The organism is Croceivirga sp. ABH4_376 (assembly GCF_056160685.1).
In genome coordinates this window covers 890,459-916,041 of sequence record NZ_JBSWXQ010000002.1, presented here as the reverse complement: position 1 = coordinate 916,041, position 25,583 = coordinate 890,459, and the positions used below count along the sequence as shown (strand labels likewise).

The window sequence follows — 25,583 nt, the reverse complement described above, 5'->3', positions numbered from 1 at the left end:
CCCGTTAAATTACGAAGAATTTAGGCTGTTGGTTGTTAGGTGTAACATCTTAAACAAACTTTAACAGAGATACCTACAGCAAGCTAAAAGAATAAAATTAATTGGTTACTAATTTTTCGCTCAACGCCCATTCATAGAAGCGCAAAATCCAATTATCAGAGGGTAAACCTTGTTTTCGCATTCCAAAACCGTGCCCGCCTTTAGCATACATATGCAAGGCCACATTTTTTTTAGCCTCCAAATAGGTGTTGTAAAGTTGAATAGTGCCGGCGGCCAATTGCAACGGATCGTCCGTGGCACAGATTAATAACATTGGTGGGGCATCTTGTTTGGGCGGCTTAGCGGGCATAACGGTAGACCAGTAATATACTGGGACTAGAAAGTTGGGTTTGGTGGCTTCCGTATAGTTTTGGCTTACACCTACGGTTACCGCTCCTCCGGCAGAAAACCCCATGAAACCTATTTTATCCGGATTTACGTCATAATCATCTGCATGTTCACGCACATGTGCAATTGCATTTAAACCATCTTCAATAGAAAACGGAATTACCTTCGCTACTTCCTCCCCAATTTTTTGTGGATTGGTTTGGGATAGTGTCGTAATTTCTTGTATTCCATCTTTGCCTGTTGGTACCAATCTATATTGTAAAACAAAAGCGGTTATGCCTTTTTCTGCCAACCAGTTGGCAACCATGTTGCCCTCACTTTCTATACTTAAACCGTACAACCCACCTCCAGGTGCAATAATAATGGCAGTTCCCGTATTTATAGTACTGTCTGTTGGCTTAAAAACTTCCATGATTGGTTTAGAAACATTGGTGATTACCTCTGTTTGCCAGATAGAAGAATAATAGGCTTTTGAATTTCCTTGACAAGTAACCGGTGGATTTTCTGTTGTTGGTAATTCAATAATTTCTTGGGCTTTTAAATGAAATAACGCCAATGTGAATAGGATAAATAGTTTGGTTTTCATAACAATTCAGTTTTTTAAATATAAAAAATATAATGACTGCTTACCTAATAGATTTAAACCTAGAATTAGACAATAATCCGTTCCACAAATCGTAGCTTTGAAAGCTGAATATTTTTAGGATGAATACAAGAGAACAACAACTGCAGGCATTTGACCGGCTTTTGACCATTATGGATGAGTTGCGAGAGCAATGCCCATGGGATAAAAAGCAAACCTTACAGACGCTTAGGCATTTAACCATTGAGGAAACTTATGAGTTGGGCGATGCTATTTTGGACAATGACTTGGAAGAAGTAAAAAAAGAGCTTGGGGATTTGTTGTTACATATTGTTTTTTATTCAAAAATAGGCTCAGAAACAAAGGACTTTGATATTGCCGATGTAGCAAATGGTATTTGCGAAAAACTTATAAATAGACACCCTCACATCTACGGAGATGTTAAGGTAGAAACTGAGGAAGATGTAAAACGTAATTGGGAAAACCTGAAACTAAAAGAAGGTAAAAAAAGTGTTTTACAAGGCGTTCCCAATAGTTTGCCGGCGTTGGTAAAAGCCAATAGAATCCAAGAGAAGGTTGCGGGCGTGGGTTTTGACTGGGAACAACCGGAACAGGTTTTTCAAAAAGTTGAAGAAGAACTGGCAGAATTACAAGAAGAATTAACCAATAACAACCGTGACAAAATAGAAGCCGAGTTTGGAGATGTTTTGTTTTCTATGGTTAATTACGCTCGTTTCTTAAATATTAATCCTGAAAACGCCCTGGAACGTACCAATAAAAAGTTTATTGGAAGGTTTCAATATTTAGAAGAGAAGGCAAAAGAAAAAGGCAAAACATTACAGGACATGACGCTTAAAGAAATGGATGTGTTTTGGGAAGAGGCTAAAAAAATTGGGTTTTCTAAGTAATCCCTAAATAGTAAATGGAAAAGTTTACAAAAGAGTTTGTATATAATCTTAAACTGGCGGCACCGGTTGTATTAGGGATGTTGGGCCACACTTTTGTGGCATTTGCGGATAACGTAATGGTTGGGCAATTAGGAACCGCTGAGCTTGCCGCCGTGTCTTTGGGCAATAGTTTAGTTCTTATTTTTATGTACGTGGGTATTGGTTTTTCTACCGCAATTACCCCGCTAGTGGCAGAGGCAGATGGGGCTAAAGATGATAATAGGGCCAAACAGCTATTTAAACATGGATTAATAATTTGTGTGGCAATTGGTTTAGTCATGTTTTCATTAATTATGCTCACTAAGAATGTATTATATCATATGGAACAACCTCCAGAGGTGGTTGAGTTGGCCATGCCTTACATTAACTTGGTGGCTGCATCTATGGTGCCTATGATTATTTTTCAGGCATTTAAACAGTTTGCAGATGGCTTTTCGCAAACAAAATATCCTATGGTTGCAACTATATTAAGCAATGTTGTAAACGTAGTGTTGAATTATCTTTTCATTTTTGGAACTTTTGGTTTCCCAAAAATGGGAATATTAGGTGCGGCAATAGGTACCTTAGTTTCTAGATTTTTTATGGTTTTCTTTTTGTGGTATATGTTATACTCCAAACCCAAGTTTAAACCTTTTATGCAAAACTTAAAATTCAGGATAATAGAGTCTAAGATTATCAAAAAAATTATTGACTTGGGTTTTCCTTCGGCTTTGCAGGTTTTCTTTGAAGTAGGAATATTCACTTCTGCCGTCTGGTTAAGTGGTGTATTGGGTAAAAATGCACAAGCAGCAAACCAAATTGCATTAAACCTTAGTAGTATGACGTATATGGTGGGTATAGGCCTTAGTTTGGCTGCAATGGTAAGGGTAGGTAATCAAAAAGGGCTTAATAACTTTAAAGAACTACAAAGAATTGCTACCTCTGTATTTCTTCTTACCTTGATTATAGAGATTGTTTTTGCAGTATTTTTCTTAGTGTTTAATAATTGGTTGCCAACCATTTATTTAGATGTAGATGATGTTGTAAACAGAACAGATAACCTAGCAGTAATTACCTTGGCCGCAAAATTACTAATAGTTGCTTCATTTTTTCAGATTTCAGATGGTATACAAGTTGTGGTGCTTGGCGCCTTAAGAGGATTGCAAGATGTTAAAATACCTACGGCAATTACGTTTGTGGCGTATTGGCTGGTGGGGTTTCCTATTTCATATTTTTTGGGTTTGTATACAGAATATAAAAGTGTTGGAATCTGGATAGGGCTACTTTCCGGTCTTACCGTTTCTGCGGTATTGTTGTATATTCGATTTAAATTTTTGACTAATAAACTTATAGCAAACCAAGCACATGTTTAGTGCTTTTTTTAATAAAAATAACAGTATAAATTATGGAACTACCTAAATTTCTTTTGGGCGATAATACGGATTTTCCGGATGCTATTTACATAGTTCATACAGAGTATCCACGATTCATCATAAATCTAGAGAATGATGAAGTAGAATGGTTAGAGGAGTTTTCTAGGGAGGATGAAGAAGAGCTGGCTACTGAAGCCGAACAGTTGATAGAAGAGGCTACGGCATTTTACGATAGGGAAGTAAGTAGGTACGAAGATTAGTTGCGTGAACGAATTGGTAACTTTAGACAAAGAGGTTTTCCTGTTCTTGAACAATTTAGGTTCAGAAACATGGGATGGCTTTTGGATGTTCATTACCAACAAATGGGGTTCAATTCCATTGTACTTTTTATTATTAGTGCTTTCTTTTCGCCAATTAGGTTTAAAAAAAACTGGAGTTTTGTTGGTATGCATAGCTTTGCTAATAACCGCTACGGATCAACTGGCAAACGCGTTTAAATACGGTTTTGAACGCCTGCGTCCTTGCCATGATTTATCGGTAAACAATAGTATGAGGTTAGTAAAGTCTTATTGTGGTGGTAAGTTTGGTTATTTCTCTGCTCATGCCTCTAATGCTATGGCGGTTGCAGTATTTTTTGCTTTGCTCTTTAAAAGAAAAATACCGTTTTTGCCTTTATTTTTGCTTGTTTGGGCCATAGCGGTTGGTTACAGTAGAATATATATAGGAGTTCATTTTCCAGGCGATGTCTTGACTGGTTTTTTTATCGGAGCTGTCCTAGGGCGTATTTTCTATGCGTTATTTAAAGCAGTACTCCAAAAATTAAGATTATGATTTCTAACAGGAGATATTGGTTTTTAATTGCACTTATCTGCTTAGTCTATATAGCGGGTACTTTTGTTACCTTGTTTGAGAACGATTCTGCCCAATTTGCGGTTATGGCAATGCGCATGGTTCAAGAGAACGATTTTTTAAGTTTGTTCAAAGGGCCTAATGAATATTTAGATAAGCCACACATGCATTATTGGTTGGCGGCCTTCTCTTTTAAGCTTTTTGGTATTAATCAATGGGCTTATCGCGTTCCTGGAATTTTAGCAACTTTATTGGCTGCTTATAGTGCTTACGGTCTTGGAACTTTATTATACCATAAAAACGTAGGTAAGTTTGCGGCATTAATTTTCATGACTTGCCAAACCATAGTTCTAGGGGCAATAGATGTTAGAACCGATGCTGTTTTAACAGGCTTTACTATTTTTTCCATTTGGCAATTAGCAGCTTATATAGAGAAAGAACAACTACGTAATTTATTACTTGGTGCTTTTGGAGCCGGTCTAGCTTTCTCTACCAAAGGGCAAATAGCGTTGGTGGTTATAGGGCTTTGTGTTTTATGCCATTTGGCATATACTAGAAAGTGGAATCTTTTGGCCAACTACAAGGTAATCTTTGCGCTTTTGGTGTTTGCCGTTACTATTGCTCCAATGTTATATGCTTATTACCATCAATTTGATTTACACCCAGAAAAGGTAATAAGGGGTAGAAACAACAGAAGCGGAATCTTTTTTATTTTTTGGGAACAAAGTTTTGAAAGGATGAGTGGCGAAGGGATAGGAAAGAATAGTAGTGATTTTTTCTTCTTTTTCCATACTTTTTTATGGGTGTTTTTACCTTGGTCCGTTCTGGCCTTAGTAGCGTATTTTTGGCGCGCCCAGTCTTTTATAAAAATGCGGTTTGTATACCATAAAGGTTTTGAGTTTTTAACTTTTGGCGGAATTTCCTTTATTTTTCTTTTAATAAGTTTTGCCCAATTTAAACTACCGCATTACATGAATATCATGATGCCTTTGTATGCAATTCTAACAGCATCTTATGTCTATAGTTTGGACAAATACACGAAAGTTAAAGTTATAAAAACACTTCTTGGAATACAGTATTTTATCCTGAGTGTTGTTTTCATAGTGGTATGCCTAATCTGTTTTCACGTTTTCAAGTTCAATAATTGGTACAACTACGTAGTGCTTTTGTCCGGTCTTGGATTAACTGTGTATTTCTGTTTAAAACAAGAGCCTTATTATGTAAGACTGGTAACTATATCTGTTTACGCTTCTTTATTGATAAATGGGGTGCTCAACCTACATTTTTACCCAGAGCTTTTAAAATACCAAGCGGGTTCTACCATGGCCCAAAAAATTGAGGATGAAAATATAGATGTAAATAACATTTATAAGTTTAATGAAGACTATACTTGGGGTTTAGATTTTTACAATAAAAAACCTGTGAAAATTACTACGTTAACGGGTTTGGCCGCATTGAAAAATCCTTGGGTTTATGCTACGGACAAAGATTTAGAAATTTTAGAACAAGCCGGGTTTAGATGGGACCAACAATTTACGGTAGATCAATTTAGAATTACTAGGTTACAAGGTAAATTTCTAAATCCTAATACAAGGGATAAGGTTATTAACAAAAGGCACTTAATACACTTAAATTAAAGTTGGATTACGCTCCAGTTTCGGTTTTTTAAAATGATAATAGAGACCGGTTAGGGAGACCAAAGCGGAAACCAAGAAAAACAAAAAGCTAATACCTATAGAAATATTTGGTTCTAAATTTAACCATTTAGCTCCATATAAAAAGGTCACCTCTCTACTGCCAATACCACCTACAGTTAAGGGGATAACTGAAATAATTGATGAAGCCATAAATACAAAAAGGTATTCGGTTATAGAACTGGTAATGCCCAAGGACAACATCAATAGGAATACGCATAACAATTGCAGAGCCTGCAATAAGGCAGAATACCCAAATGAACCCCAAAATGCAGCAAGGGTGTAACTAAAAAATCGTTTTACTATCCAATAAAATAGTGCAACACCGATAGGGATAGCTAGTAAAAAAAAATATTTAAAAGGTGAAAAAAGCGCACTGTCTATTAAAAAGGCTAAGAACAGGGCGTAAATGAGTATAAGCAACATACCGCTTAACCTATCTAATAAAAGAACGGCCACTACACGTTTGGTGCTAACGTTAAAATTTTTCTTTATTACATAACCTTTATAGGCATCTCCACCAATACCACCGGGTAAAAACAAATTATAAAACATGCCTAGCAAGTATAACTTAAAATTACTCCTATGGCTTAAGGGTACTTCAATAGCATGTAAATATAGATTAAGACGCAGCGCATTAAAATATTTAGATACTATAAACAAGCCCAATGCTAAAGAGATATATCCTAGATGGGCCTTTTTTACTGTAGCTATAACGGTATTATAATCTATTTTGGTGAATATAAAATAGAGTAGGGCTATACTAATGACAATTTTTAGCGCCGTAGTTGCAATTTTACGATACTTTTTGGTCACCTATAGATATTTTCTTGATGCGATATGGTCTTTTGGATTGCGACTCGTAATAGGTTCTAATTAGCAATTCCATAACAATACCAATGGTAAATAATTGAATTCCCCCTAGAATAAACATCATGCCAAACATAAGTAAGGGTCTTGTGCCAATATCTTGGCCAAATCCAAACTTAACAATTAATAGATAGGATTCTATAAAAATTCCCAAGATGATGAGTAGAACACCAAAAATTCCAAATAGGTGTATAGGACGTTGAAAGTATTTTCGGATAAAAAGTAGCAACATCATATCTGCCACAACCTTAAATACGCGTTCTAGCCCATATTTTGAAACACCTGCATGTCTAGCGTGGTGTTTTACCGGAACTTGTTTAATTTGTGCCCCTTCTAAATGGGCTAACAGTGTTATAAAACGGTGCATTTCACCATATAAATTTAGGCCCTTAGCAATTTCTTTAGTAAACACTTTTAATGCACAGCCATTATCTTTAATATCTAGCTTGGTTACACGCCTTACTAGAAAATTAGCTATTTTAGAAGGTATTTTTTTTACCAGGGAATCTTTTCTCTTTTGTCTTATTCCGGTAATTAAATCATACTCCTCGGTAATAGCAAAAGTTAACATATTAGGTATATCACTAGGGTCGTTTTGCAAATCACCATCCATGGTAATTATGTAATCACCGTTAGCATAATCTATACCTGCCGCTAATGCTAAACTCTGGCCGTAATTCTTTTTTAATTCAATTAAAGCAACTTTTTGGTCATTTAAGTCTTTTACAACCTGCTTGGTTTTATCCGTAGAAAAGTCGTCTACATATACAATTTCATAGTTGTAGCCTACTAATGCTTCATGAATTTTTTGAGTTAGTAGTGCTACATTATCTTCTTCGTTATAAAGTGGAACAACTATAGAAAGAAAAGAATTGGTTACCGGTTGCATGGGTATAATTTAAATCGCCGCAAATTTAGGCTTTTTAATTAAGCTGTGTAGTTTATCTGCTTTACCAATGCTAAAGCGGCATTATAAGGAGCAATTTTGTTATTATCAATTTGTTTTAAATACTTAGCTATTCTTTTTTGGTTATCCATTTTTAGAAGAATACTGTCTAGGATATTGTTTTTTACCGTACTTAAAAACCATTCCTTATTTTGGTTTATTCTTTTAGCATAGAATGTATTGTTCTCTTTGGTGAAAAGAACATAGTCAAATATTAATTTAGCAATCTCCTGTATTCCCGTTTGCTCAAGAGCGGAACAACAAAGCACTTTTGGAGACCATCCATTTATTTTGGGCGGGTATAAGTGCAATGCACGTTTAAAAGAATTCATGGCCGTGGTTACCATATTAAGATTAGCACCATCTGCTTTGGTTATTACCAAACCATCTGCCATTTCCATGATTCCACGTTTTATACCTTGTAGCTCATCCCCGGCACCGGCCAATTTAAGTAGTAGAAAAAAATCTACCATACCGTGCACGGCGGTTTCAGATTGGCCAACCCCAACTGTTTCCACTAAAATAATATCGTAACCGGCAGTTTCGCACAATAAAATACTTTCCTTTGTTTTTTTGGTAACACCACCAAGTGAGTCGTTTGCCGGAGAAGGGCGAATAAAGGCGTTGTTTGCCTTGGCAAGTTGTTCCATACGTGTTTTGTCACCTAAAATACTTCCTTTAGTTACGGAACTAGTAGGGTCTACGGCTAAAACCGCAACTTTATGGCCTTTCTGTATAAGATGCATACCAAACGTTTCTATAAACGTACTTTTACCCACACCGGGTACGCCGGTAATACCAATACGGATACTATTGTGTTCTGTGGCAATACATTTTTGTATTAACGCTTGTGCCTGCTCTTGTTGGTTGTGATTGTTACTTTCTATAAGTGTTATAGCTCTAGCCAAATCTACGGTGTCTCCTGCTTTTAAACCATTAAACAACTCTTCTACCGTAAAAGAGCGGGCACCGGTAAAATTCTTACTTCGTTTAAAGTTAGGATTTATATAATCTTTCTTTTTAGACACCTAGGTTTGTATTAATGGGTATATAGGGGTAAAGTTACACATAGCAGAGTAATTCTACTGCTAGTGTTTTGTTTACAGTTTTCACAAATATTTAATATTGCGAATTATGAGATGCTATTAGCAAGCCTTACCTTAAAACTTTAAATAAAAAATACATATGAAAACAATATTTAAAACCTTTGCTACGAACGAAGGTGGTAGAGCCGGTCATGTAGTTAGTGATAATGGAGCCATAGATTTGGATATAAGAATGCCAAACGCAAAAGGTGAACAAGAAGCGGGTACTACAAATCCCGAACAATTATTTGCTGCGGCATATGCTTCTTGCTATGCTGGTGCAGTGCAAGCTGTTGCCGGGCAGCAGGGGCATAAAGATTTAGGCGATTTTAGTGTAAAGAGCACAGTAAGCTTAAATAAAGACGAAGATGGTTTTTTTATAGAAGTTATTCTAGACACGTATTTGCCCACTTTAAGCAAGGAACAAGGAGAAGAAGTAGTAAACTTAGCGCATGAAATGTGTCCGTATAGTAAAGCAACAAGAGATAATATTACGGTACATTTAAATTTATTGATGGACGAGTAATAGGCTTTAAATCATTATATTATAATCCTGCTAATGTATTTTGGCAGGATTTTTTTTTGATAAATACGTCCTTCTTGCCACATTCCTGTTTTTTAATCGTCCTTAATACAAACAAACAACAGACCAACCATTTTGCAATTAGAGTTAATAGAAAAATGTAAAAACAATAATAGAAGCGCACAATTGCAGCTGTACAAGAAGTATTGTGACGGTATGTTCTGTGTGGCCATGCGTTTTCTAAAAAATGCGGACGATGCAGAAGATGTATTGCAAGAGGCATTTATTAAGGCTTTTCAACGTATAGAACAATACAAGGGTGATGTTACGTTTGGAGCTTGGCTTAAAAAGATAGTGGTTAACAGGAGTATTGATTTTTTAAAGGCAAAACGTAAAGATACCGTAGCATTAGATGAAAGCTATATGCATGTTGCAGATGTGGATGATTGGAAGGTAGCTTCCAATGTAACAACCCATCAGGTTAAAGAAACCATGGAAGAGTTACCGGAGAATTATCAATACGTAGTGAAGTTGTTTTTGTTGGAAGGCTATGACCATTCAGAAATTGCAGAGATATTGGAAATCTCAGAAACGGCTTCTAGAACTAGGTTGTTAAGAGGAAAAAATAAATTAAAAGAATTGCTTAAAGCGAAATATTATGGCACAGGATCTTAGGGAGATGTTCCAAAAAGAACGAGAAATTCAAGAATTTAAGCTTAAAGAAGGGCACCAACAACGCTTTCTAGATAGACTGGATAACCAATTGCCAACTAACAGCAAAAAGAAGACGCCAACCACGTATTGGATTGGAATTGCTGCAACCTTGGTAATAGCATTAACGGCAGGTTTGTTTTTCTTTAAAAAAGAAAAACCTATAACCCCAACAGAAACTGTAGTTAGCGCCAAAACCAATATGGAAAACGGCAAGGGGATTTCTCTAGGCGATTTATCTCCAGATTTGCAAAAAATTGAAACTTATTATGTGGGGAACATAAATTATGAACTTTCCAAACTAGAAGTTTCTAATGAAAATAAAGAGGTTGTAGATGGCTATATGGAGCAGTTGGCCCAATTGGATCAAGAGTACAAAGAATTAAATGAGGAATTGAACAACTACGGACCCAATGACGATACTATTTCGGCTTTAATACAAAACCTACAATTGCGTTTGCAATTATTGCAAAAGCTTAAATCAAAATTAAATCAATTAAAATCATCAGAAAATGAACAGTCAACTATTATTTAATACGTGCACGGCCCTACTATTTTGTTGGAGCCTGCAGGCACAAGAATCCAAAACCTATACCGAAACCTTTGCGATTGGTGAGCAAACTGAATTGGAACTTAATACGGCTTATACAGATATTGAGTTTGAATCTTGGAACAAGGATAAAGTGGAAATTACCGCGACTGTTACCTTGGAAGGGGCAACAGAAGAAGAAGCGGAAGATTATTTTAAAAGAGAACCATTTACTATAATGGGCAATAGTAAAAGAATTGAAATTAACAGTAAGTCTGGAAATTCTTGGAATTTTGTGAGTAGGCATACGGATGATGATTTTCATATAGACGTAGAGCCCTTGTTCTTAGATTTGGAGATACCAGATTTACCTGAAGTAGCGGCTATTGTGGCCACTGTTCCGGAAATGCCAATACCACCAGCACCGCCGATGCCTCCTATGCCTGATAAAGCTTTTGATTACAGTAAATTTAAAGAGGAAGGAGAGAAGTATTTGAAAGAATGGTCTAAAGAATTCCAGAAAGGCTTTGATAAAGAGTACGAAAAAAAGATGGAAGATTGGGGCAAAAAAGTAGAGGAGCAAGCAAAAAAATGGGAAGAAAAACATGCGATTGTTATAGAAAAACGAGCAGAAGCTATGGAAAAACGTGCCGAAGCCATGGAGGAGCGTCAAGAAGAAATAGAAAAACGGGTAGCGCAACGTGCTAAAATGATAGAAAAACAACAAGAGCGTAGACAGGAGGCTATGGAAAAAAGAATTGAAATTAGAAACCAACGTTTTGGTAACGGTGAGGATACCAATATCTTTTTCTACTCAAATGATGGTAATACCAAAAAATACAAGGTTAAAAAGACACTTAAAATAAAATTGCCAAAATCCGTGAAACTAAAAATGAACGTAAAACATGGCGAGGTGAAGTTGGCAGACCTAACCAAAAATTTACAAGCAAACTTGCGCTACGCAAGTTTGCTTGCCAATACTATAGAAGGGAGTAAGACGTTTATAGACGCTTCTTACACTCCTGTTTCGGTCACCAATTGGAACTTAGGTAAATTGCAAACAAACTATTCGGACAAAGTGCAATTGGCTACGGTTAAAGAATTGGGCTTGAGTCTAAATTCTTCTAAAGTAACCATTGGTAGTTTAGATAGTAAGGCGCATGTAACCAATAATTTGGGTGATTTAAATATTGCCCAACTAGGCACTGGGTTTAAAACATTAGATATTACCGTTCAAAATGGAGAACTGCTGTGCAAGCTGCCTAAAGATGCGGTATCTGTATACATAAATGGTACCCAATCAGATATTGAGTATCCTAAAACATTGACAATGGAGCGTACCAAAAATTTTAATACTACCGTTTGCAAAGGTTATAAGAACACTGATTCTAGTGGAAAATCTATCAACATTAATGCAAAATACAGCACTATTGTTTTAGACTAATACTTTTAATGTTCCAAATCTTCTTTTAAATAGTCTTTAAAGTTAGCCTTGAACCTATTTAGTCTAGGAATAGAAACTGCCTTTATGTAAGAATGGTTTGGATTTCTCTTTTCAAAATCCTGGTGGTAATCTTCTGCCGGCCAAAATTTTTCAAAAGGTTCTACTTGTGTTACAATTTCATCGTCCCCATACACATCTTCAGAAACTAAAAGCGTTATATAATCCTGAATGGTCTTCTTTTGTTTTTCGTCCTTGTAAAAAGCAATAGACCGGTATTGGGCTCCTTTGTCTGGCCCTTGGCGATTTAGAGTAGTTGGGTCATGAGAACCAAAGAAAACTTGTACTAAAGCAAAATAGGATATAACTTCTGGGTCATAATAGACTTCAACTGCTTCTGCGTGTCTTGTTCTTCCGTAAGATACATCCTCATAGCTAGGGTTCTTCTCGCTACCGCCACTATAACCGGAAACAACTTCTTTAACGCCCTTAACACTTTCAAAAATAGCTTCTACGCACCAAAAGCAACCACTTGCAAAATAGGCCGTTTCATATGCACTTAAATCCTGTGAAGGTTCGTTTTTAGTATCCTTGGTATTTTGTATATCGTTGCCTGCTTTTACTTGTTGGCTTTTTGTATTTCCGTTGCAAGAAACCATAGCGATGAAGGCTACTAATATTAGGTAGTTTTTCATAGTTTTCTTTTTTAGTTGTAAATGCTGATTAAAGCTTACAATTTTAGATTAAAATACTTTCTCCTATTTCAGGTAACAGTAGTTTTTTTCCTGAATCATTAAAATGATGTTGTGCTGTATCTAGGTCAATCTTAATAGGAGGAAAGGTGTTGTAATGACAGCCCAAAACCGTATTGCACTGAACAAAATCTGCGGCAATAGATGCATCTTCGAAACCCATGGTAAAATTATCCCCAATAGGTAAAATGGCAAGGTCAAGTGGAGGGCAGGTCTCTGGTATAAGCTTCATATCCATGGTCAAAGCAGTATCTCCTGCAATATAAATTGTTTTGTCTAAGGCAGTAAGCACAAAGCCGCCAGGGTTACCACCATAAGCACCATCTGGCAAAATACTGGAGTGTATGGCGGTTACATATTTAAGTGTACCAAAGTCAAAGGTATATTTGCCACCATGGTTCATAGGGTGCCCATTTAATCCTTTTTCTCCATACCACTGAATTATCTCATAATTAGAAATTAGCTTTGCTTCCGGATTGTTTTTGGTAATGGTTTCTACATCTAATACATGGTCTTGGTGACCATGGGTTATTAAAATGTAATCGGCTTTTAATTTATTTACATCTATATGGGAAGCAAGTTCATTAGCAGATATAAAAGGGTCTATTAATAAAACGGTGTTATCTATTTCTATTTGAAAAGAGGCGTGTCCTAAAAATGTTATTCTCATGTCTTTTGTTTGTAGTGTCTATAGGGAAAGGTAGCAAAAACTAATAATTTTGCCGAAAGTTGACTTTACATTAGCTATTATTTATGAATTCTTTTGCAAACTTAGTTAAGGGGTTACCTCCTGTACAGTTATTTCAAGACCCTATACATCAGCGCAATTATGTGCCACTGGATTTATCTGTAACCAATCCGGATTTAAAGCAATTTACTATTTCCAATGCAGATGATTGCCAGCGGTACGTAGACCTAATAGCTAATTATGGTAGCAATATACCTTATGGTGGTTATTTGGAAAAACGAAATTTATACGGTAGTTCGGGTAGGTTTAATACTACGGAAATCAGAAATATACATTTGGGTATCGATTTTTGGCTACCAGAACAAACTGCAGTCTTAGCACCTTTAAAGGGTAAGGTGCACAGCTTTGCAAATAATGCCGATTTTGGTAATTATGGACCCACCATTATTTTAGAACATAACTTAAATGGTTTGTGCTTTTATACGTTATACGGGCATTTAAGTTTAGCAAGTATTGATGCATTAAGAGTTGGTCAAGAATTTAATGAAGGTACGTTATTGGCAAGACTAGGTGCTCCAGAAATAAATGTAGGCTACGCACCACATTTACACTTTCAAGTAATATTAGATATACAGACTTATACTGGAGATTATCCTGGGGTGTGTTCAAATACGAATCTTGAATTTTACAAAGACAATTGCCCAGACCCGAATTTACTATTGAAATTATAATTTCTTATCGATTAAATGCATGCAGCTTCGGTAACTGGAACAGTCATTAATTTACTGTTATCGATACTTTTTTACCGTTAATCCGTTTAGGTGCATTTAAACGATTAATCCAGTGTCAATGGCGATTTAACTTAGGTGTCTTTTAATCTGATGCTAGTTTTACAGTGTAAAATAATCAAAGACATGAAAGCAATAGTAACCTTTATCTTCATCATCTTAATTGGAAATATAGCCATGGCACAATCTGATAAAAAGGTAGAAGTTAAGCCTCAAGGTGTTCAGTTGAACATTAAGGTTAACAAGACAGAGGTTAAGACAAAAGAAGTTGCTAGATTGTACATGTTTAAAAATTCTAGGATTAAAAAAGAGTTGTCTTTTAAGACTAAGAAAAGTAACGCCAAATTAGCTTAATATGAATTTAATATGGACGGTGATTTTGGTGGTATTTAGTTTAGTTTTCTTAATGGGTGCTTGTTCCTTAGTTTGCAAAGAATGCAGATTAAGAAAAAAATTAAGGCCTATAAAAATAAAAAGCCGCCAGTAGCGGTATTCCCAAGCAAAAAAACTCCCCAAGTATATTTTGCTGCTCATAGACGCTAAAGGCCGATGAATTACAAGGTTCATCGGTAAAATACATAGGTCTATTTTTCTTGTTTTTAGGGTTAATATATACACCTAGTTATAACTACCATTCGTCTACACTTAATTCTGATTTATCGATAAACGGTAAATTAACTTCTTATGTGGTGGTAATTTTACATCAAGAAACAAAAACAAAACACCATGAAAGCAGTTGCCACATTAATTTTAGTTCTTTTTACAGCCGTAGCCTTTGGTCAAGAAGAAAAGAAATTAGAAACAACCATTGCACCTATAAAAGTTACAGAGATTACTTTTAAAAAAACTATTAAAACAGAAAACCAAGTAACAATTATCTATAAAGACAAAAATTACTTGGTTAAGAAAGCGTTGAAATTTGAACTTAAAAAGGTTGAGACCAAAATGGTTTAATCCATTCCCGGCTGTTTAATGGTATAATCAAGTTTTTGTTTCTCCTTATCTACCATTTCTTTTACAGACTTTAATAGTGCCTTAGCATCATAGACAATTCCATCTTTAATAGTATACTTAATACCACCAGCTCGTATAATTTCATTATCCTCGGTCAATTTTATGGCTCCTGTTCCATAAAGCACTTTCAAATTTTCTAAGGGATTTTCAGCAACAATAACAAAATCAGCAAGTTTGCCTACGGCTACCGTACCAATCTTATCTTCCATACCCAATGCCTCTGCTCCGTTTAGTGTTGCACTGCGTATTACTTCTAAAGGATGAAAACCTGCTTCTCGCAACAACTCTAATTCTCTTACGTAAGCAAATCCATACAATTGGTAAATAAACCCACTATCGGATCCGGTAGTTACCCTACCGCCCCTATTTTTATACTCATTAATAAAGGTCATCCATAATTTATAATTCTTTTTCCAAGCAACCTCTTGTTCCGTACCCCAATTATGCCAATAAGAACCATGACTTATTTTACTTGGTTTGTAAAACTCCCATAAAGAAGGCAGTGTATACGCCTCGTGCCATTCTGCTCTTCTTGCCCTTTGTAGGTCTCTGCTCGCTTCATAGATATTAAATGTTGGATCTAATGTAAAATCTAGAGCAATCAATTCGTCCATAACCGCATTCCAATGCTTACTATATGGTTTTGCAGCTTGCTCCCATAATTTACCGGCATTTTCAAATCGGTGTTGTTCGTTTTGGTAATTATAATCTAAAGGGTAGTCTTGTACGGTTCTATCTTCAAATAGGGCTTCTGGTAGTCCGTACCAATGCTCCATGCTGGTTAAACCAGCACGCGCAGAATGCAGCACGTTCCATCTTGCAACGTCCATTTGGGCATGATGGCAAGCAGATTTTAAACCTAATTTTTTGTTTTCGTCTAACGCGGCCGCCATTATTTCTGGCGGGGCGCCAAAAAATTTAATGCCATCTGCCCCTTTTTTAGCGTTAGAACGTACCCATTCTCTAGCTTCTTCTGGGGTGCTAATGGGTTTAGCACTTCCTTGCCCAAAACCTGTATAGGCAAATACTCTTGGTGCGATGATGGAATTTTTTTCACTTTTGGCTTTTAGGTCCAATGTCCATTGAAGCCCTCTTCCACTAGGTTCTCTAACAGTGGTTACTCCATGGGCCATCCATAACTTAAAAACATAATCATAGTCGGCACCCTGTGCTTCACCACCTATATGGCCATGCATATCTATAAATCCCGGCAGCAAATACTTGCCGTTACAATCCAATTCTTTTCCTCCTGGTTTAAGTTTAGGTCTTTTGTCAGGGTCAATTGTTACTCCTGGAAAGCCAACAACTTGTACTTGGGTAATAATATTATTCTCTACAACAATATCAATAGGCCCTCTAGGAGGTGCTCCATTACCATTTATTAGAGTTACTCCTCTAATAATTAATTGGTTAAAAGGGCCTTCTTGCAAACTTTCTTGACCGAAAATAAATTGTGATATAAAAAGGCAAAAACTTAGTATGTAAATAAAAAACCTACTCATTATTCTGGGATATTAACTTGGTTTCCTAAAAATAAAGCATTTAAAAACAGTCTGTTAGTGCCATACCAAGAACCTCTAAAGTTTGGATTGTCTGCAAACACGATAACCTTACCACCCCCAATTTTACTAGTTATTATTGAAGCCGAGGGTTTAAGAAAATGGTTTAGGTTTTCTTTGGTAATAAAACCATCTACATGTGGCTCTTTGGTATACTTGGCAACCGTAGCGTAGGCATTTTTACTAGGTTTTAACCAAACCGAATTGTTTTTATATACAGGTATTTGTTCATTGGTGTATCCAAAGGCTATAGGGTGGGTTATATCTAAATCTACTTTAAAAATGGCTCCACCAACACTGTTTTTTCCTAGATTTTCCCTTGCATCTACATAGGGTTTTCTTTTGGTTACATCTGAAGTATCCTTTTCTTTTTTAGTGAGTTCTTCTTTAACCCACTTTTGGTCTATAATCCATTTAGAAGCATTTGCAATAGTGATTAAGGTATTGCCTTGTGCTACCCAATTTTTAATTTTTTCGGTAGTTTTCTGATTCATTTGGTAACGCCCGGAAACCATGACAAGCACGTTATATTTAGAAAAATCTATTCTGGCTAAATTGCGCATGGGTAATTTAGAAATTGGCATATGAACACGGGTGTCCAATAAATGCCAAACTTCGCCAGCTTCATAAGAACTAACGCCATCACCAATTAATAAGGCAGCTTTGGGTTTTTTTACAGGTGATATATATCTACTACCCAAATCTACTCCTTTAAGGCTAAATCCAGAATTTACTGCATACATAGGTACATTATACTTTTCTTGGGCTTGCTGTAAGGCTTCATATATATAATTGGAATTTTTTTTCTGCGCCGCTACGGGAATAACCAAACTACCAAAATTGAACGCTTTGTTGCCATTAGCAGTTTTAATTGTAAAAGGCTTAAATGCCGAAGAAACGGTAATTTCTTTCTGTTGTAAAAAGTTTAATACCGCTACCGCATTGTAATCATCATAATCTATAACATATGCATAATTAGATTGGCTTATAGGTGTTACTGGAAATATGTTCTTCAAATCTGATACAGGTTTACCAGGTTTGTACGTATTATTAGCTTTGTAATCAATATTAAAAAAATTGGCAACAGACCAGGCAGAGGCATCATAATAAACACTGTCTCTATATTTGTCATAGGTTTCGAACATGGTTTGTACCATTCTGTATTGCGCTTGTTTTGTTGGCACAACAAAACCATCTTCCGTCTGTTCTACCTTTATTCTGTGTATAAGCAGTTTGTCTAGAAAGGCTTTGATTCTGTTTTTATCCGTACCCGTTTTAAAAGAATAAGCTTTGATTTTACTTTTTTCGGCTTTAGCAATGCCTGATTTAAAAAACTCTAACTGGTAATCGTACATCAACTCTTTATTTTCTACCGCAGCTTTTACCGTGGTAATACTGCTTGTATATTGATTGCGTATGGTAAATGGGAAGGTAATTTCACCAAACGCAGTAGTCTGCTTATGTCCCCTAGAGCTGGCTTGTTCAAATAACAAACCTAAACCACCTTGTAAGTCTGGATAAGAAGATCCGTAACCAGGATAGGTGCCATCAAAAACTTCTTTGGTAAAGTAAAGCGAACCAATGCTATCCAAAGATTTCGCATAATAACCGGCAAATAGGTTGTTTAGGTCTTCATAATTTTTTTTGGGCATTATTGGGTCTAAAGACCCGTTATCTTTCATTGGCTCAAAAAAGTAGCTACTTTGACTACCCATTTCATGAAAGTCTGTTACCACGTTTGGATACCATTCATGGTACCAATTTAATTTACCTCTACTTTCTGGATTTATGGCTAAAAGCCAGTCTCTATTTAGATCAAACCAATAGTGATTGGTTCTGCCCCTAGGCCAATATTCGTTATGCTCTGCATCTTGTGGGTCTGCCACAAGTGGGTTTCCTTGGTAAGCATTTGCATATTGGGTGTGGCGATCTCTACCGTCTGGATTAATAGTTGGGTCTATAAACAGCACCGCATTTTTAAGGTAGTTGGTTATTTCCGGATTGTTAGAAGCAACAAAAGTATAGGCAGTTAATAAGGCTGCTTCTGAACTAGAAGGTTCATTACCGTGTACATTATAGGCAAGGTTGATAAAAATAGGTAGGTCAGGGGTGGCCTTGCTATTGGATTCTGGTTTGGTAAATTCCAGATGTTTTTCTTTTAATACATCAAGATTTTGAAGGTTTTCAGGGGTGGAAACGGTTAGCATTACCAATTTTCTGCCTTCATGGGTTTTTCCATATTCTGCAAGCGTAGCACGATCAGAGACTTCTGCAAGTTTTTGTAAATAGGCAACAATTAAATCATGTCTGGTGTGATGTTCGCCAATACCATATCCTAAAAAAGCTTCGGGTGAAGGGATTTCAGGATTAAAAGGATGAAATTTTTTATAGAAATAATCTTGTGCGGATAGGGTAGATGTACAAAGCAGTACAACTACAAATAGTTTTTTAAGCATTCTATTAGTCTAATTGGTTATCCTCTAAAGATAAAGGATGCAAACCAATTAATCCAAAGTATTGATGCCGTCTATGATTTCTTCGAAAGTAATTTGATAATAGGTGCCTTTTTTTTCCATATCCCTAAAAATGGTACCTCTTAATTGTCTAGATAAATTATGGATTAGTTTTAATCCAAGTGATTTTGATGTTTTAGGACTCACTTCTTCTGGGTATCCTATACCGTTATCCCCCAAATACATTTCATAAGTATTAACACCTTTTTTGGAGAGGTTTATTTCAATTTCGCCTTCTGATTCTCCCGGAATACCATATTTTAGGGCGTTGGTGATTGTCTCATTGATTATTAAACCAAGCGGAATAACCGTGTCAATACTTAACTTATAGTCCCCAATATTGAGTTTTGTGGCAATGTTATGATTATTGCCCTTAACAGACCTTATCAAATATTCGCAAAGTTCTTCTACATAAGGTTTAAATTCAATCTTGGAGGTGTAGTCATCTCTTTTGTAGAGCATCTCGTGTACCATGGACATGGATACCACCCTGTGCTGGCTACTTCTGATAATCCCTTTAATTTTTTTATCTGCAATGGATCTAGATTGTAGACTAAGTAAACTAGAAACTGTTTGGAGGTTGTTCTTTACCCTATGATGTACTTCTTTGAGCAAGAATTCTTTTTCGTGTAATTTTTTATGCAGTTCGTTTACTTGAGGCCCTTCTTTTTCTTTTTGAATGGCCACCCAAAAATTTAAGATAAAAAACAGGGCAAGCACAAATAAAGCTAGCGGAACCAAGAGTGCCCCACCTACCAAATAGTAGATACCCAAGCCAATGGCTACCAAAAAGCCCACACCATTCACAGCTTTTAACGGTAAAAGCTTGGTAGTCAAGGGAGGGTTTTCATCAACGCTTTGTTGCATAGGTAATAGTTTGGCTAGTTTTTTATGAATAGCCTAAAAATAGTGGTTATTTCAATGTAAATCTAATTATGTTTTGCAACATAATCAAAAAAGGCAACCATAATTTGGTTGCCTTTCTTTAACAATATTTTCTGATATTTAGATTAATTGTTTACCAAAACCCACTCTCCTTTGTTGATAAGGGGTTCTGCCTGCTTGTATTTCAGGGTTTTATTTTCACCAGACATAACATTTTTAATGGTTACGCGGTCGTTTCTACCAATTTTTGGGGCTTCTCTTGTAATTGTTTCTGTTTTTTGAGGTCTTTGTGCCTGTGTTTGTCCAGCAGCTCTATTCTGCGCAGCTAGTTCATCACTATTAGGAATTTCCTCCTTGGTAGTCTGCAGCTTTTCCTTTGGTCTAGAAACTGTCTTGGCCTCTTTAATTTGATTGGTATTCTCGCTTGGTAACTCGCCTTTGAATAAGAATGAGATTACTTCTTTATTCACCTTATCCATCATTGTCTTAAACAACTCAAAAGCTTCAAACTTGTAAATCAATAAAGGATCTTTCTGTTCATGCACGGCCAATTGCACAGATTGTTTTAACTCATCCATTTTTCTAAGATGCGTTTTCCAAGAATCATCTATAATGGCCAAAGTGATGTTCTTTTCAAAATCTAATACCAATTGCTTTCCGTTGCTTTCATAAGCATCTTTAAGATTGGTTACCACGTTTAGTGTTTTAATACCATCTGTAAAGGGAACAACAATACGTTCAAAACGATCCGCTTGGTTTTCGTAAACATTTTTTATGACCGGGAAAGCTTGTTCTGCACTACGAGCAACTTTTTCTTGGTAATGTTTGTACGCTTGGTCATAAACCTTAAGCGCAACATCTTGTACGCTCATTTTACCAAACTCCGCTTCGGTCATAGGAGCGGTAATGGAGAAATACTTTATTAGTTCAAACTCGAAATTCTTAAAGTCATCCGCCATTTTATTGGTTTCCGAAATTACCTCACTCGTATCATAGATCATGTTGGCAATGTCTACTTTAAGACGGTCTCCCTGCAAGGCATGTTTACGTCTTTTGTAAATTACTTCTCGCTGGGCGTTCATAACATCATCATATTCTAATAAACGCTTACGAATACCAAAGTTGTTTTCTTCTACCTTTTTCTGCGCACGTTCTATAGACTTGGTCATCATACTATGTTGTATAACTTCCCCATCTTCCAATCCCATGCGGTCCATCATTTTGGCCACACGTTCTGATCCAAACAAACGCATTAAGTTATCTTCTAAGGATACATAAAATTGTGAGCTACCTGGATCACCTTGACGGCCAGATCTACCTCTTAACTGCCTATCTACACGTCTAGAATCATGACGTTCCGTACCTATTATTGCTAAACCACCGGCATCTTTTACGTCTGTGGTTAATTTAATATCTGTACCACGCCCTGCCATGTTTGTGGCAATGGTTACTACGCCAGGCTTACCTGCTTCTGCAACAATGTCTGCTTCTTTCTTGTGTAATTTTGCATTAAGTACATTATGCTGCACTTTACGTACACTTAACAATTTAGAAAGGAGCTCAGAGATTTCTACAGATGTGGTACCAATTAGTACCGGTCTGCCAGATTGTGCTAATTTGGTAACCTCGTCTATAATAGCGTTGTACTTTTCTCTTTTGGTCTTATAAATTAAATCATGCCTATCGTCTCTTGCAATAGGTCTATTTGTTGGAATTTCAACTACGTCTAACTTATAAATTTCCCAGAACTCACCAGCTTCTGTAACAGCAGTACCCGTCATCCCAGAAAGTTTATTGTACATTCTAAAGTAGTTCTGAAGGGTAATTGTTGCAAAAGTTTGTGTTAACGCTTCTATTTTTACGTTTTCTTTTGCTTCTATGGCTTGGTGTAGACCATCTGAATACCTACGGCCATCCATTATACGACCCGTTTGTTCGTCTACAATAAGTACTTTATTGTCCATAACCACATATTCCACATCTTTTTCAAAAAGTGTGTAGGCCTTTAATAATTGGCTCATGGTATGGATACGCTCACTTTTAACAGCAAACTCCTTAAACAATTCGTCTTTAAGCTCTGCCTCTTTTTCTATTTCTAGGTTCTGATTTTCTATCTGAGCAATTTCTGCCCCAATATCTGGCATTACAAAGAAATCTTTATCCTGCCCACCAGAAAGGTACTCAACACCTTTATCTGTAAGTTCAATTTGATTGTTTTTTTCATCAATCGTAAATAAAAGTTCTTCGTCTACTTTTACCATTTCACGATTGTTGTCTTGCATGTAAAAATTCTCGGTCTTTTGAAGTAGTTGTTTTACCCCTTCCTCACTCAAAAATTTTATTAATGCCTTATTTTTAGGTAGACCACGGTGTACCCTAAGTAGGAAAAAACCTCCTTCTTTGGTATCTCCAGATTTTATAAGACTTTTAGCCTCTGCCAGCACACCGGTTAGATATTGGCGTTGTTTTTGAACAATATCCGCAACTTTTGGCTTCAGCTCTGTAAACTCATGGCGGTCTCCTTCTGGCACAGGGCCAGAAATAATAAGAGGTGTACGTGCATCATCTATCAATACGGAATCTACCTCATCTACAATGGCGTAATGGTGAGGTCTTTGTACTAGGTCTTTTGGCGTATGGGCCATGTTGTCCCTTAAGTAGTCAAAACCAAATTCGTTATTTGTACCGTAGGTAATGTCTGCATTATAGGCGGCTCTTCTGCTGTCTGAGTTCGGTTGGTGATTGTCAATACAATCTACAGATAGCCCATGGAACTCAAATAGTGGTGCCATCCAAGCACTATCCCTACGAGCAAGATAATCATTAACGGTAACCAAATGGGCACCTTTTCCGGAAAGCGCGTTTAAATACAGCGGTAGTGTAGCTACCAAGGTTTTACCTTCTCCTGTTTGCATTTCTGCAATTTTACCTTGGTGTAATGCAATACCGCCAATTAGCTGTACATCGTAATGTACCATATCCCAAGTAACTTCCTTACCGGCTGCATCCCAAGAATTTTTCCAAACCGCTTCTTCACCATGTAAGTTTACGTAGTCTGCTCGTCCAGAAATACTACGATCAAATTCCGTAGCTTTTACCGTTAGGGTGGTATTATTGGCAAAGCGCTTTGCCGTTTCTTTAACTACGGCGAAGGCTTCAGGTAATATATCGTTAAGTACTTCTTCTGAAATTTTATAAACCTCCTCGTTTAACTTATCTATTTCAGAATAGATTTCTTCGTTACGGTCTATGTCTGTAGAATTTTCTACCTCCTCTTGCAATTGGGTTATTTGTGCGTTTACAGCTGCACATTTTTCTGCAATTAGGGCTTTAAATTCTTGTGTTTTTTGTCTTAGTTGGTCATGGCTTAGACGACTAATTTCTTCCTCAAAAGATTTAATTTTTTTTACAAGCGGTTGTATGGCCTTAACGTCTTTCTCAGATTTGTCTCCAACAAATATTTTTAATACTGAGTTTAATATGCTCATGAATGTGAATTTGTTATTGTTTAGCAAAAGCTGTTCCAATGTCCAAGTAGAACTTTTTTGGACGGCTAGGCTGCCAAAATTACATAAAAAAAGCCTCTAGCAATAGAGACTTTTTATAATTGTTGTGTACAAGAACAATCTAATATTCGTCCTCGTTCCATAAATAATCTTCTTCGGTAGGATAGTCTGGCCAAATCTCTTCTATAGATTCGTAGATTTCTCCGCCTTCTTCTTCCATAGATTGTAAATTTTCTACAACCTCTAATGGCGCTCCTGTCCTAATGGCATAATCTATAAGCTCGTCCTTAGATGCTGGCCAAGGCGCATCACTTAAATAAGAAGCCAATTCTAAAGTCCAATACATAGCAATGGTCTGATTTTAAAATTTTTGCAAAAATAATTTTTAAACCCAATCTTCCAAGGATTTTCCCTATTATTTAAAAATTATTTTTAACATTCCAAAATTATAGGGATAAAAAACTAGAATTCTTAGTCTAATTTCTCAGGAATCCATTTGACTTCTTGAGCCTGTAATTCTGATGACAATTTCCGTGCCAGTACAAAAAGATAATCACTTAGGCGGTTTATATAGGCCAAAACGGTATCGGCTACCGGTTCGGTTTGGTGCAAATAAGAAATTTGGCGTTCCGCTCTTCTACAAACCGTTCTTGCAATATGACAGTATGACACGGTTGTGTGTCCGCCAGGTAAGATAAAATGCGTCATTTCTGGTAATTGTGCATTTAAGCGGTCCATTTCCTTTTCTAAAAAAGTGATTTCTTCTAGACTTATTCTTGGAATCTTTAGTTTAGCATCCTTTTTAGGTTCTGTTGCCAAAATTGCACCGATAGTAAATAATAAATGCTGTATTTTAATCAGGTTTTGTTGGTGTACCTCAGCTATGGCCTGATCTCTAATTAACCCCAAATAAGCATTTAACTCATCTAAAGTACCATAACTTTCTATGCGGGAGTGGTGTTTGGGAACCCGAGTACCTGTAAAAAGTGCAGTTTTACCTTTATCTCCGGTCCTAGTATATATTTTCATGGCAGTAGCAACTGTTTCTTTGTAGCAAAGCTATCAAAAATCAATTTTAATTACTGCAGTTGTACTAGACATTTATGCGGTAAGCGGTGCTTTTTTTGAAAATGCGAGACCGCCTCTTTCTTATTTTACTAGTTCTTGTAAAGAGCCAAGAAAATGAGGCTAATAATACTACGGCGATTATGGTTATTAAAAGGTTAACAGGTAGTTCCATTTTTTTTTGGTTTTACCTAAAAATACAATTTAAGATACTCATAAACAAATGATTGCGTTTATTCTTCGTGCTTTTGTTTACCTTCCATAAAGCGTCTAGATTTTCTTTTGCGCTGGCTTTTTCTGTTGCTAAATAAGACCACAAAATATACCAATGCCAATACACCTAGAATAATAAAAACCGTATAATCCATCCTAAATTTTTTTAAAAATACATTATTAAGCTCTTAAGATAAAATGCTCTTTTACCTGTTCTTTACGAATACTTACAATGCCACAATAAAAAGTATCTATGCTTACCGAAACACTACTATCTTGGATAACTAATTGCCACTGTTTTTCCATTTCTTTTGATTCGTGTATGCCTTCTAGAAAAAGCATTGTATCGTTTTTTATTCTATCACGGATTAAAAGATTGCTAATGTCTGTATAATTCCAAGTTTTAAAATAAATTAAATCTCCTATTGTGTTATTTACTTGAAGTTTGGGATACTGTTCTCTTATTGCTAACTCCAAAGGCCTATCATTACCTACAATGCCTATGGTTTTAGTTTTAAAGTAAGGAATGCTCTTTAGAAAAATGGAATAGTTTTTATTAGAATGTAATTTAGGTTTTTTGTAAAGGCAATTGGTTAGGTATTGATAAACAAAAGGAGAATGCACTCCATGTTGGTTGGTAGAATACCACAGGAATTTGAAATATGCAATAAATTTAAACATCT

At 36.2% G+C, this 25,583-nt stretch carries 26 protein-coding genes; 12 read left to right on the top strand and 14 right to left on the bottom strand.

Annotated features, from left to right (window positions below; genetic code table 11):
• Positions 1-97: 97 nt before the first annotated feature.
• Complete coding sequence (locus ACXAGS_RS08320) at positions 98-973, bottom strand: alpha/beta hydrolase (protein ID WP_474906084.1); 876 nt, start codon at positions 971-973, stop codon at positions 98-100.
• Positions 974-1,092: 119 nt separating this feature from the next.
• Here ACXAGS_RS08320 and mazG point away from each other — a divergent pair, with 119 nt between their 5' ends.
• Genes mazG through ACXAGS_RS08295 form a run of 5 tightly spaced genes read left to right on the top strand, consistent with a single transcriptional unit; the run spans position 1,093 to position 5,755 of the window.
• Positions 1,093-1,878 carry a nucleoside triphosphate pyrophosphohydrolase gene (mazG, locus tag ACXAGS_RS08315; protein WP_474906083.1) on the top strand — a complete coding sequence of 262 codons (786 nt, stop codon included), beginning with the start codon at positions 1,093-1,095 and terminating at the stop codon, positions 1,876-1,878.
• A gap of 14 nt (positions 1,879-1,892) precedes the next feature.
• The gene (locus ACXAGS_RS08310; RefSeq protein ID WP_474906082.1) at positions 1,893-3,269 is read left to right on the top strand and encodes an MATE family efflux transporter; all 1,377 of its coding nucleotides are present in this window, start codon (positions 1,893-1,895) and stop codon (positions 3,267-3,269) included.
• A 32-nt stretch (positions 3,270-3,301) separates the two neighbouring features.
• Positions 3,302-3,529, top strand: coding sequence for a hypothetical protein (locus ACXAGS_RS08305; protein WP_474906081.1), 228 nt, complete (start codon positions 3,302-3,304; stop codon positions 3,527-3,529).
• A gap of 4 nt (positions 3,530-3,533) precedes the next feature.
• Positions 3,534-4,100, top strand: coding sequence for a phosphatase PAP2 family protein (locus ACXAGS_RS08300; protein ID WP_474906080.1), 567 nt, complete (start codon positions 3,534-3,536; stop codon positions 4,098-4,100).
• Entirely contained in the window at positions 4,097-5,755 is a 1,659-nt protein-coding gene (locus ACXAGS_RS08295; RefSeq protein ID WP_474906079.1) for an ArnT family glycosyltransferase, read from the top strand. The genes ACXAGS_RS08300 and ACXAGS_RS08295 overlap by 4 nt, the downstream gene beginning before the upstream one ends.
• Here the strand turns inward: ACXAGS_RS08295 and ACXAGS_RS08290 are convergent.
• Genes ACXAGS_RS08290 through meaB form a run of 3 tightly spaced genes read right to left on the bottom strand, consistent with a single transcriptional unit; the run spans position 5,747 to position 8,656 of the window.
• The gene (locus ACXAGS_RS08290) at positions 5,747-6,628 is read right to left on the bottom strand and encodes a lysylphosphatidylglycerol synthase transmembrane domain-containing protein (RefSeq protein ID WP_474906078.1); all 882 of its coding nucleotides are present in this window, start codon (positions 6,626-6,628) and stop codon (positions 5,747-5,749) included. The two genes, ACXAGS_RS08295 and ACXAGS_RS08290, sit on opposite strands and share 9 nt — an antisense overlap.
• Positions 6,609-7,571: a glycosyltransferase family 2 protein gene (locus ACXAGS_RS08285; RefSeq protein ID WP_474906077.1), complete on the bottom strand. Its 963-nt coding sequence runs from the start codon at positions 7,569-7,571 to the stop codon at positions 6,609-6,611. The genes ACXAGS_RS08290 and ACXAGS_RS08285 overlap by 20 nt, the downstream gene beginning before the upstream one ends.
• 38 nt (positions 7,572-7,609) lie before the next feature.
• Complete coding sequence (meaB, locus tag ACXAGS_RS08280; protein WP_474906076.1) at positions 7,610-8,656, bottom strand: methylmalonyl Co-A mutase-associated GTPase MeaB; 1,047 nt, start codon at positions 8,654-8,656, stop codon at positions 7,610-7,612.
• 157 nt (positions 8,657-8,813) lie between these two features.
• Between meaB and ACXAGS_RS08275 the strand changes: the two genes are divergently transcribed.
• From ACXAGS_RS08275 to ACXAGS_RS08260, 4 genes are all read left to right on the top strand, one after another.
• Complete coding sequence (locus ACXAGS_RS08275; protein ID WP_474906075.1) at positions 8,814-9,239, top strand: Ohr family peroxiredoxin; 426 nt, start codon at positions 8,814-8,816, stop codon at positions 9,237-9,239.
• A 129-nt stretch (positions 9,240-9,368) separates the two neighbouring features.
• On the top strand, positions 9,369-9,911 hold the full coding sequence (locus ACXAGS_RS08270; RefSeq protein ID WP_474906132.1) for an RNA polymerase sigma factor: 543 nt from the start codon (positions 9,369-9,371) through the stop codon (positions 9,909-9,911).
• A complete protein-coding gene (locus ACXAGS_RS08265) occupies positions 9,895-10,482 on the top strand; it encodes a hypothetical protein (RefSeq protein ID WP_474906074.1) in 588 nt (195 codons plus the stop codon). The genes ACXAGS_RS08270 and ACXAGS_RS08265 overlap by 17 nt, the downstream gene beginning before the upstream one ends.
• Positions 10,460-11,920: a hypothetical protein gene (locus ACXAGS_RS08260; protein WP_474906073.1), complete on the top strand. Its 1,461-nt coding sequence runs from the start codon at positions 10,460-10,462 to the stop codon at positions 11,918-11,920. The genes ACXAGS_RS08265 and ACXAGS_RS08260 overlap by 23 nt, the downstream gene beginning before the upstream one ends.
• 5 nt (positions 11,921-11,925) lie before the next feature.
• On the opposite strand, the gene msrA is transcribed toward ACXAGS_RS08260, so the two are convergent.
• Together msrA and ACXAGS_RS08250 are read right to left on the bottom strand one after the other, a co-directional pair.
• A complete protein-coding gene (msrA, locus tag ACXAGS_RS08255; protein WP_474906072.1) occupies positions 11,926-12,612 on the bottom strand; it encodes a peptide-methionine (S)-S-oxide reductase MsrA in 687 nt (228 codons plus the stop codon).
• Positions 12,613-12,655: 43 nt separating this feature from the next.
• Positions 12,656-13,339 (bottom strand): metal-dependent hydrolase, encoded by a 684-nt coding sequence (locus tag ACXAGS_RS08250; RefSeq protein WP_474906071.1) that lies wholly within the window; start codon positions 13,337-13,339, stop codon positions 12,656-12,658.
• Positions 13,340-13,422: 83 nt separating this feature from the next.
• Here ACXAGS_RS08250 and ACXAGS_RS08245 point away from each other — a divergent pair, with 83 nt between their 5' ends.
• The 3 genes from ACXAGS_RS08245 (at position 13,423) to ACXAGS_RS08235 (ending at position 15,099) form a co-directional block, all read left to right on the top strand.
• The gene (locus tag ACXAGS_RS08245; protein ID WP_474906070.1) at positions 13,423-14,088 is read left to right on the top strand and encodes a peptidoglycan DD-metalloendopeptidase family protein; all 666 of its coding nucleotides are present in this window, start codon (positions 13,423-13,425) and stop codon (positions 14,086-14,088) included.
• Positions 14,089-14,271: 183 nt separating this feature from the next.
• On the top strand, positions 14,272-14,499 hold the full coding sequence (locus ACXAGS_RS08240; RefSeq protein ID WP_474906069.1) for a hypothetical protein: 228 nt from the start codon (positions 14,272-14,274) through the stop codon (positions 14,497-14,499).
• A gap of 372 nt (positions 14,500-14,871) precedes the next feature.
• Positions 14,872-15,099, top strand: coding sequence for a hypothetical protein (locus ACXAGS_RS08235; protein WP_474906068.1), 228 nt, complete (start codon positions 14,872-14,874; stop codon positions 15,097-15,099).
• On the opposite strand, the gene ACXAGS_RS08230 is transcribed toward ACXAGS_RS08235, so the two are convergent.
• The 8 genes from ACXAGS_RS08230 to ACXAGS_RS08195 form a co-directional block, all read right to left on the bottom strand.
• Positions 15,096-16,661, bottom strand: a complete 1,566-nt coding sequence (locus ACXAGS_RS08230) for an amidohydrolase family protein (RefSeq protein WP_474906067.1) — start codon at positions 16,659-16,661, stop codon at positions 15,096-15,098. The two genes, ACXAGS_RS08235 and ACXAGS_RS08230, sit on opposite strands and share 4 nt — an antisense overlap.
• Entirely contained in the window at positions 16,661-19,174 is a 2,514-nt protein-coding gene (locus ACXAGS_RS08225; protein ID WP_474906066.1) for a M14 family zinc carboxypeptidase, read from the bottom strand. Before ACXAGS_RS08225 ends, ACXAGS_RS08230 begins: the two co-directional genes overlap by 1 nt.
• 48 nt (positions 19,175-19,222) lie before the next feature.
• Positions 19,223-20,098, bottom strand: coding sequence for a sensor histidine kinase (locus ACXAGS_RS08220; RefSeq protein ID WP_474906065.1), 876 nt, complete (start codon positions 20,096-20,098; stop codon positions 19,223-19,225).
• A gap of 143 nt (positions 20,099-20,241) precedes the next feature.
• Positions 20,242-23,604: a preprotein translocase subunit SecA gene (gene secA, locus ACXAGS_RS08215; protein WP_474906064.1), complete on the bottom strand. Its 3,363-nt coding sequence runs from the start codon at positions 23,602-23,604 to the stop codon at positions 20,242-20,244.
• Between the two features lie 139 nt (positions 23,605-23,743).
• Positions 23,744-23,968, bottom strand: coding sequence for a DUF2795 domain-containing protein (locus ACXAGS_RS08210; RefSeq protein WP_010520089.1), 225 nt, complete (start codon positions 23,966-23,968; stop codon positions 23,744-23,746).
• A 125-nt stretch (positions 23,969-24,093) separates the two neighbouring features.
• Entirely contained in the window at positions 24,094-24,651 is a 558-nt protein-coding gene (locus tag ACXAGS_RS08205) for a cob(I)yrinic acid a,c-diamide adenosyltransferase (protein ID WP_474906063.1), read from the bottom strand.
• A 269-nt stretch (positions 24,652-24,920) separates the two neighbouring features.
• Positions 24,921-25,055 (bottom strand): hypothetical protein, encoded by a 135-nt coding sequence (locus tag ACXAGS_RS08200; protein ID WP_474906062.1) that lies wholly within the window; start codon positions 25,053-25,055, stop codon positions 24,921-24,923.
• Positions 25,056-25,080: 25 nt separating this feature from the next.
• Entirely contained in the window at positions 25,081-25,581 is a 501-nt protein-coding gene (locus ACXAGS_RS08195) for a hypothetical protein (RefSeq protein WP_474906061.1), read from the bottom strand.
• Positions 25,582-25,583: the final 2 nt, after the last annotated feature.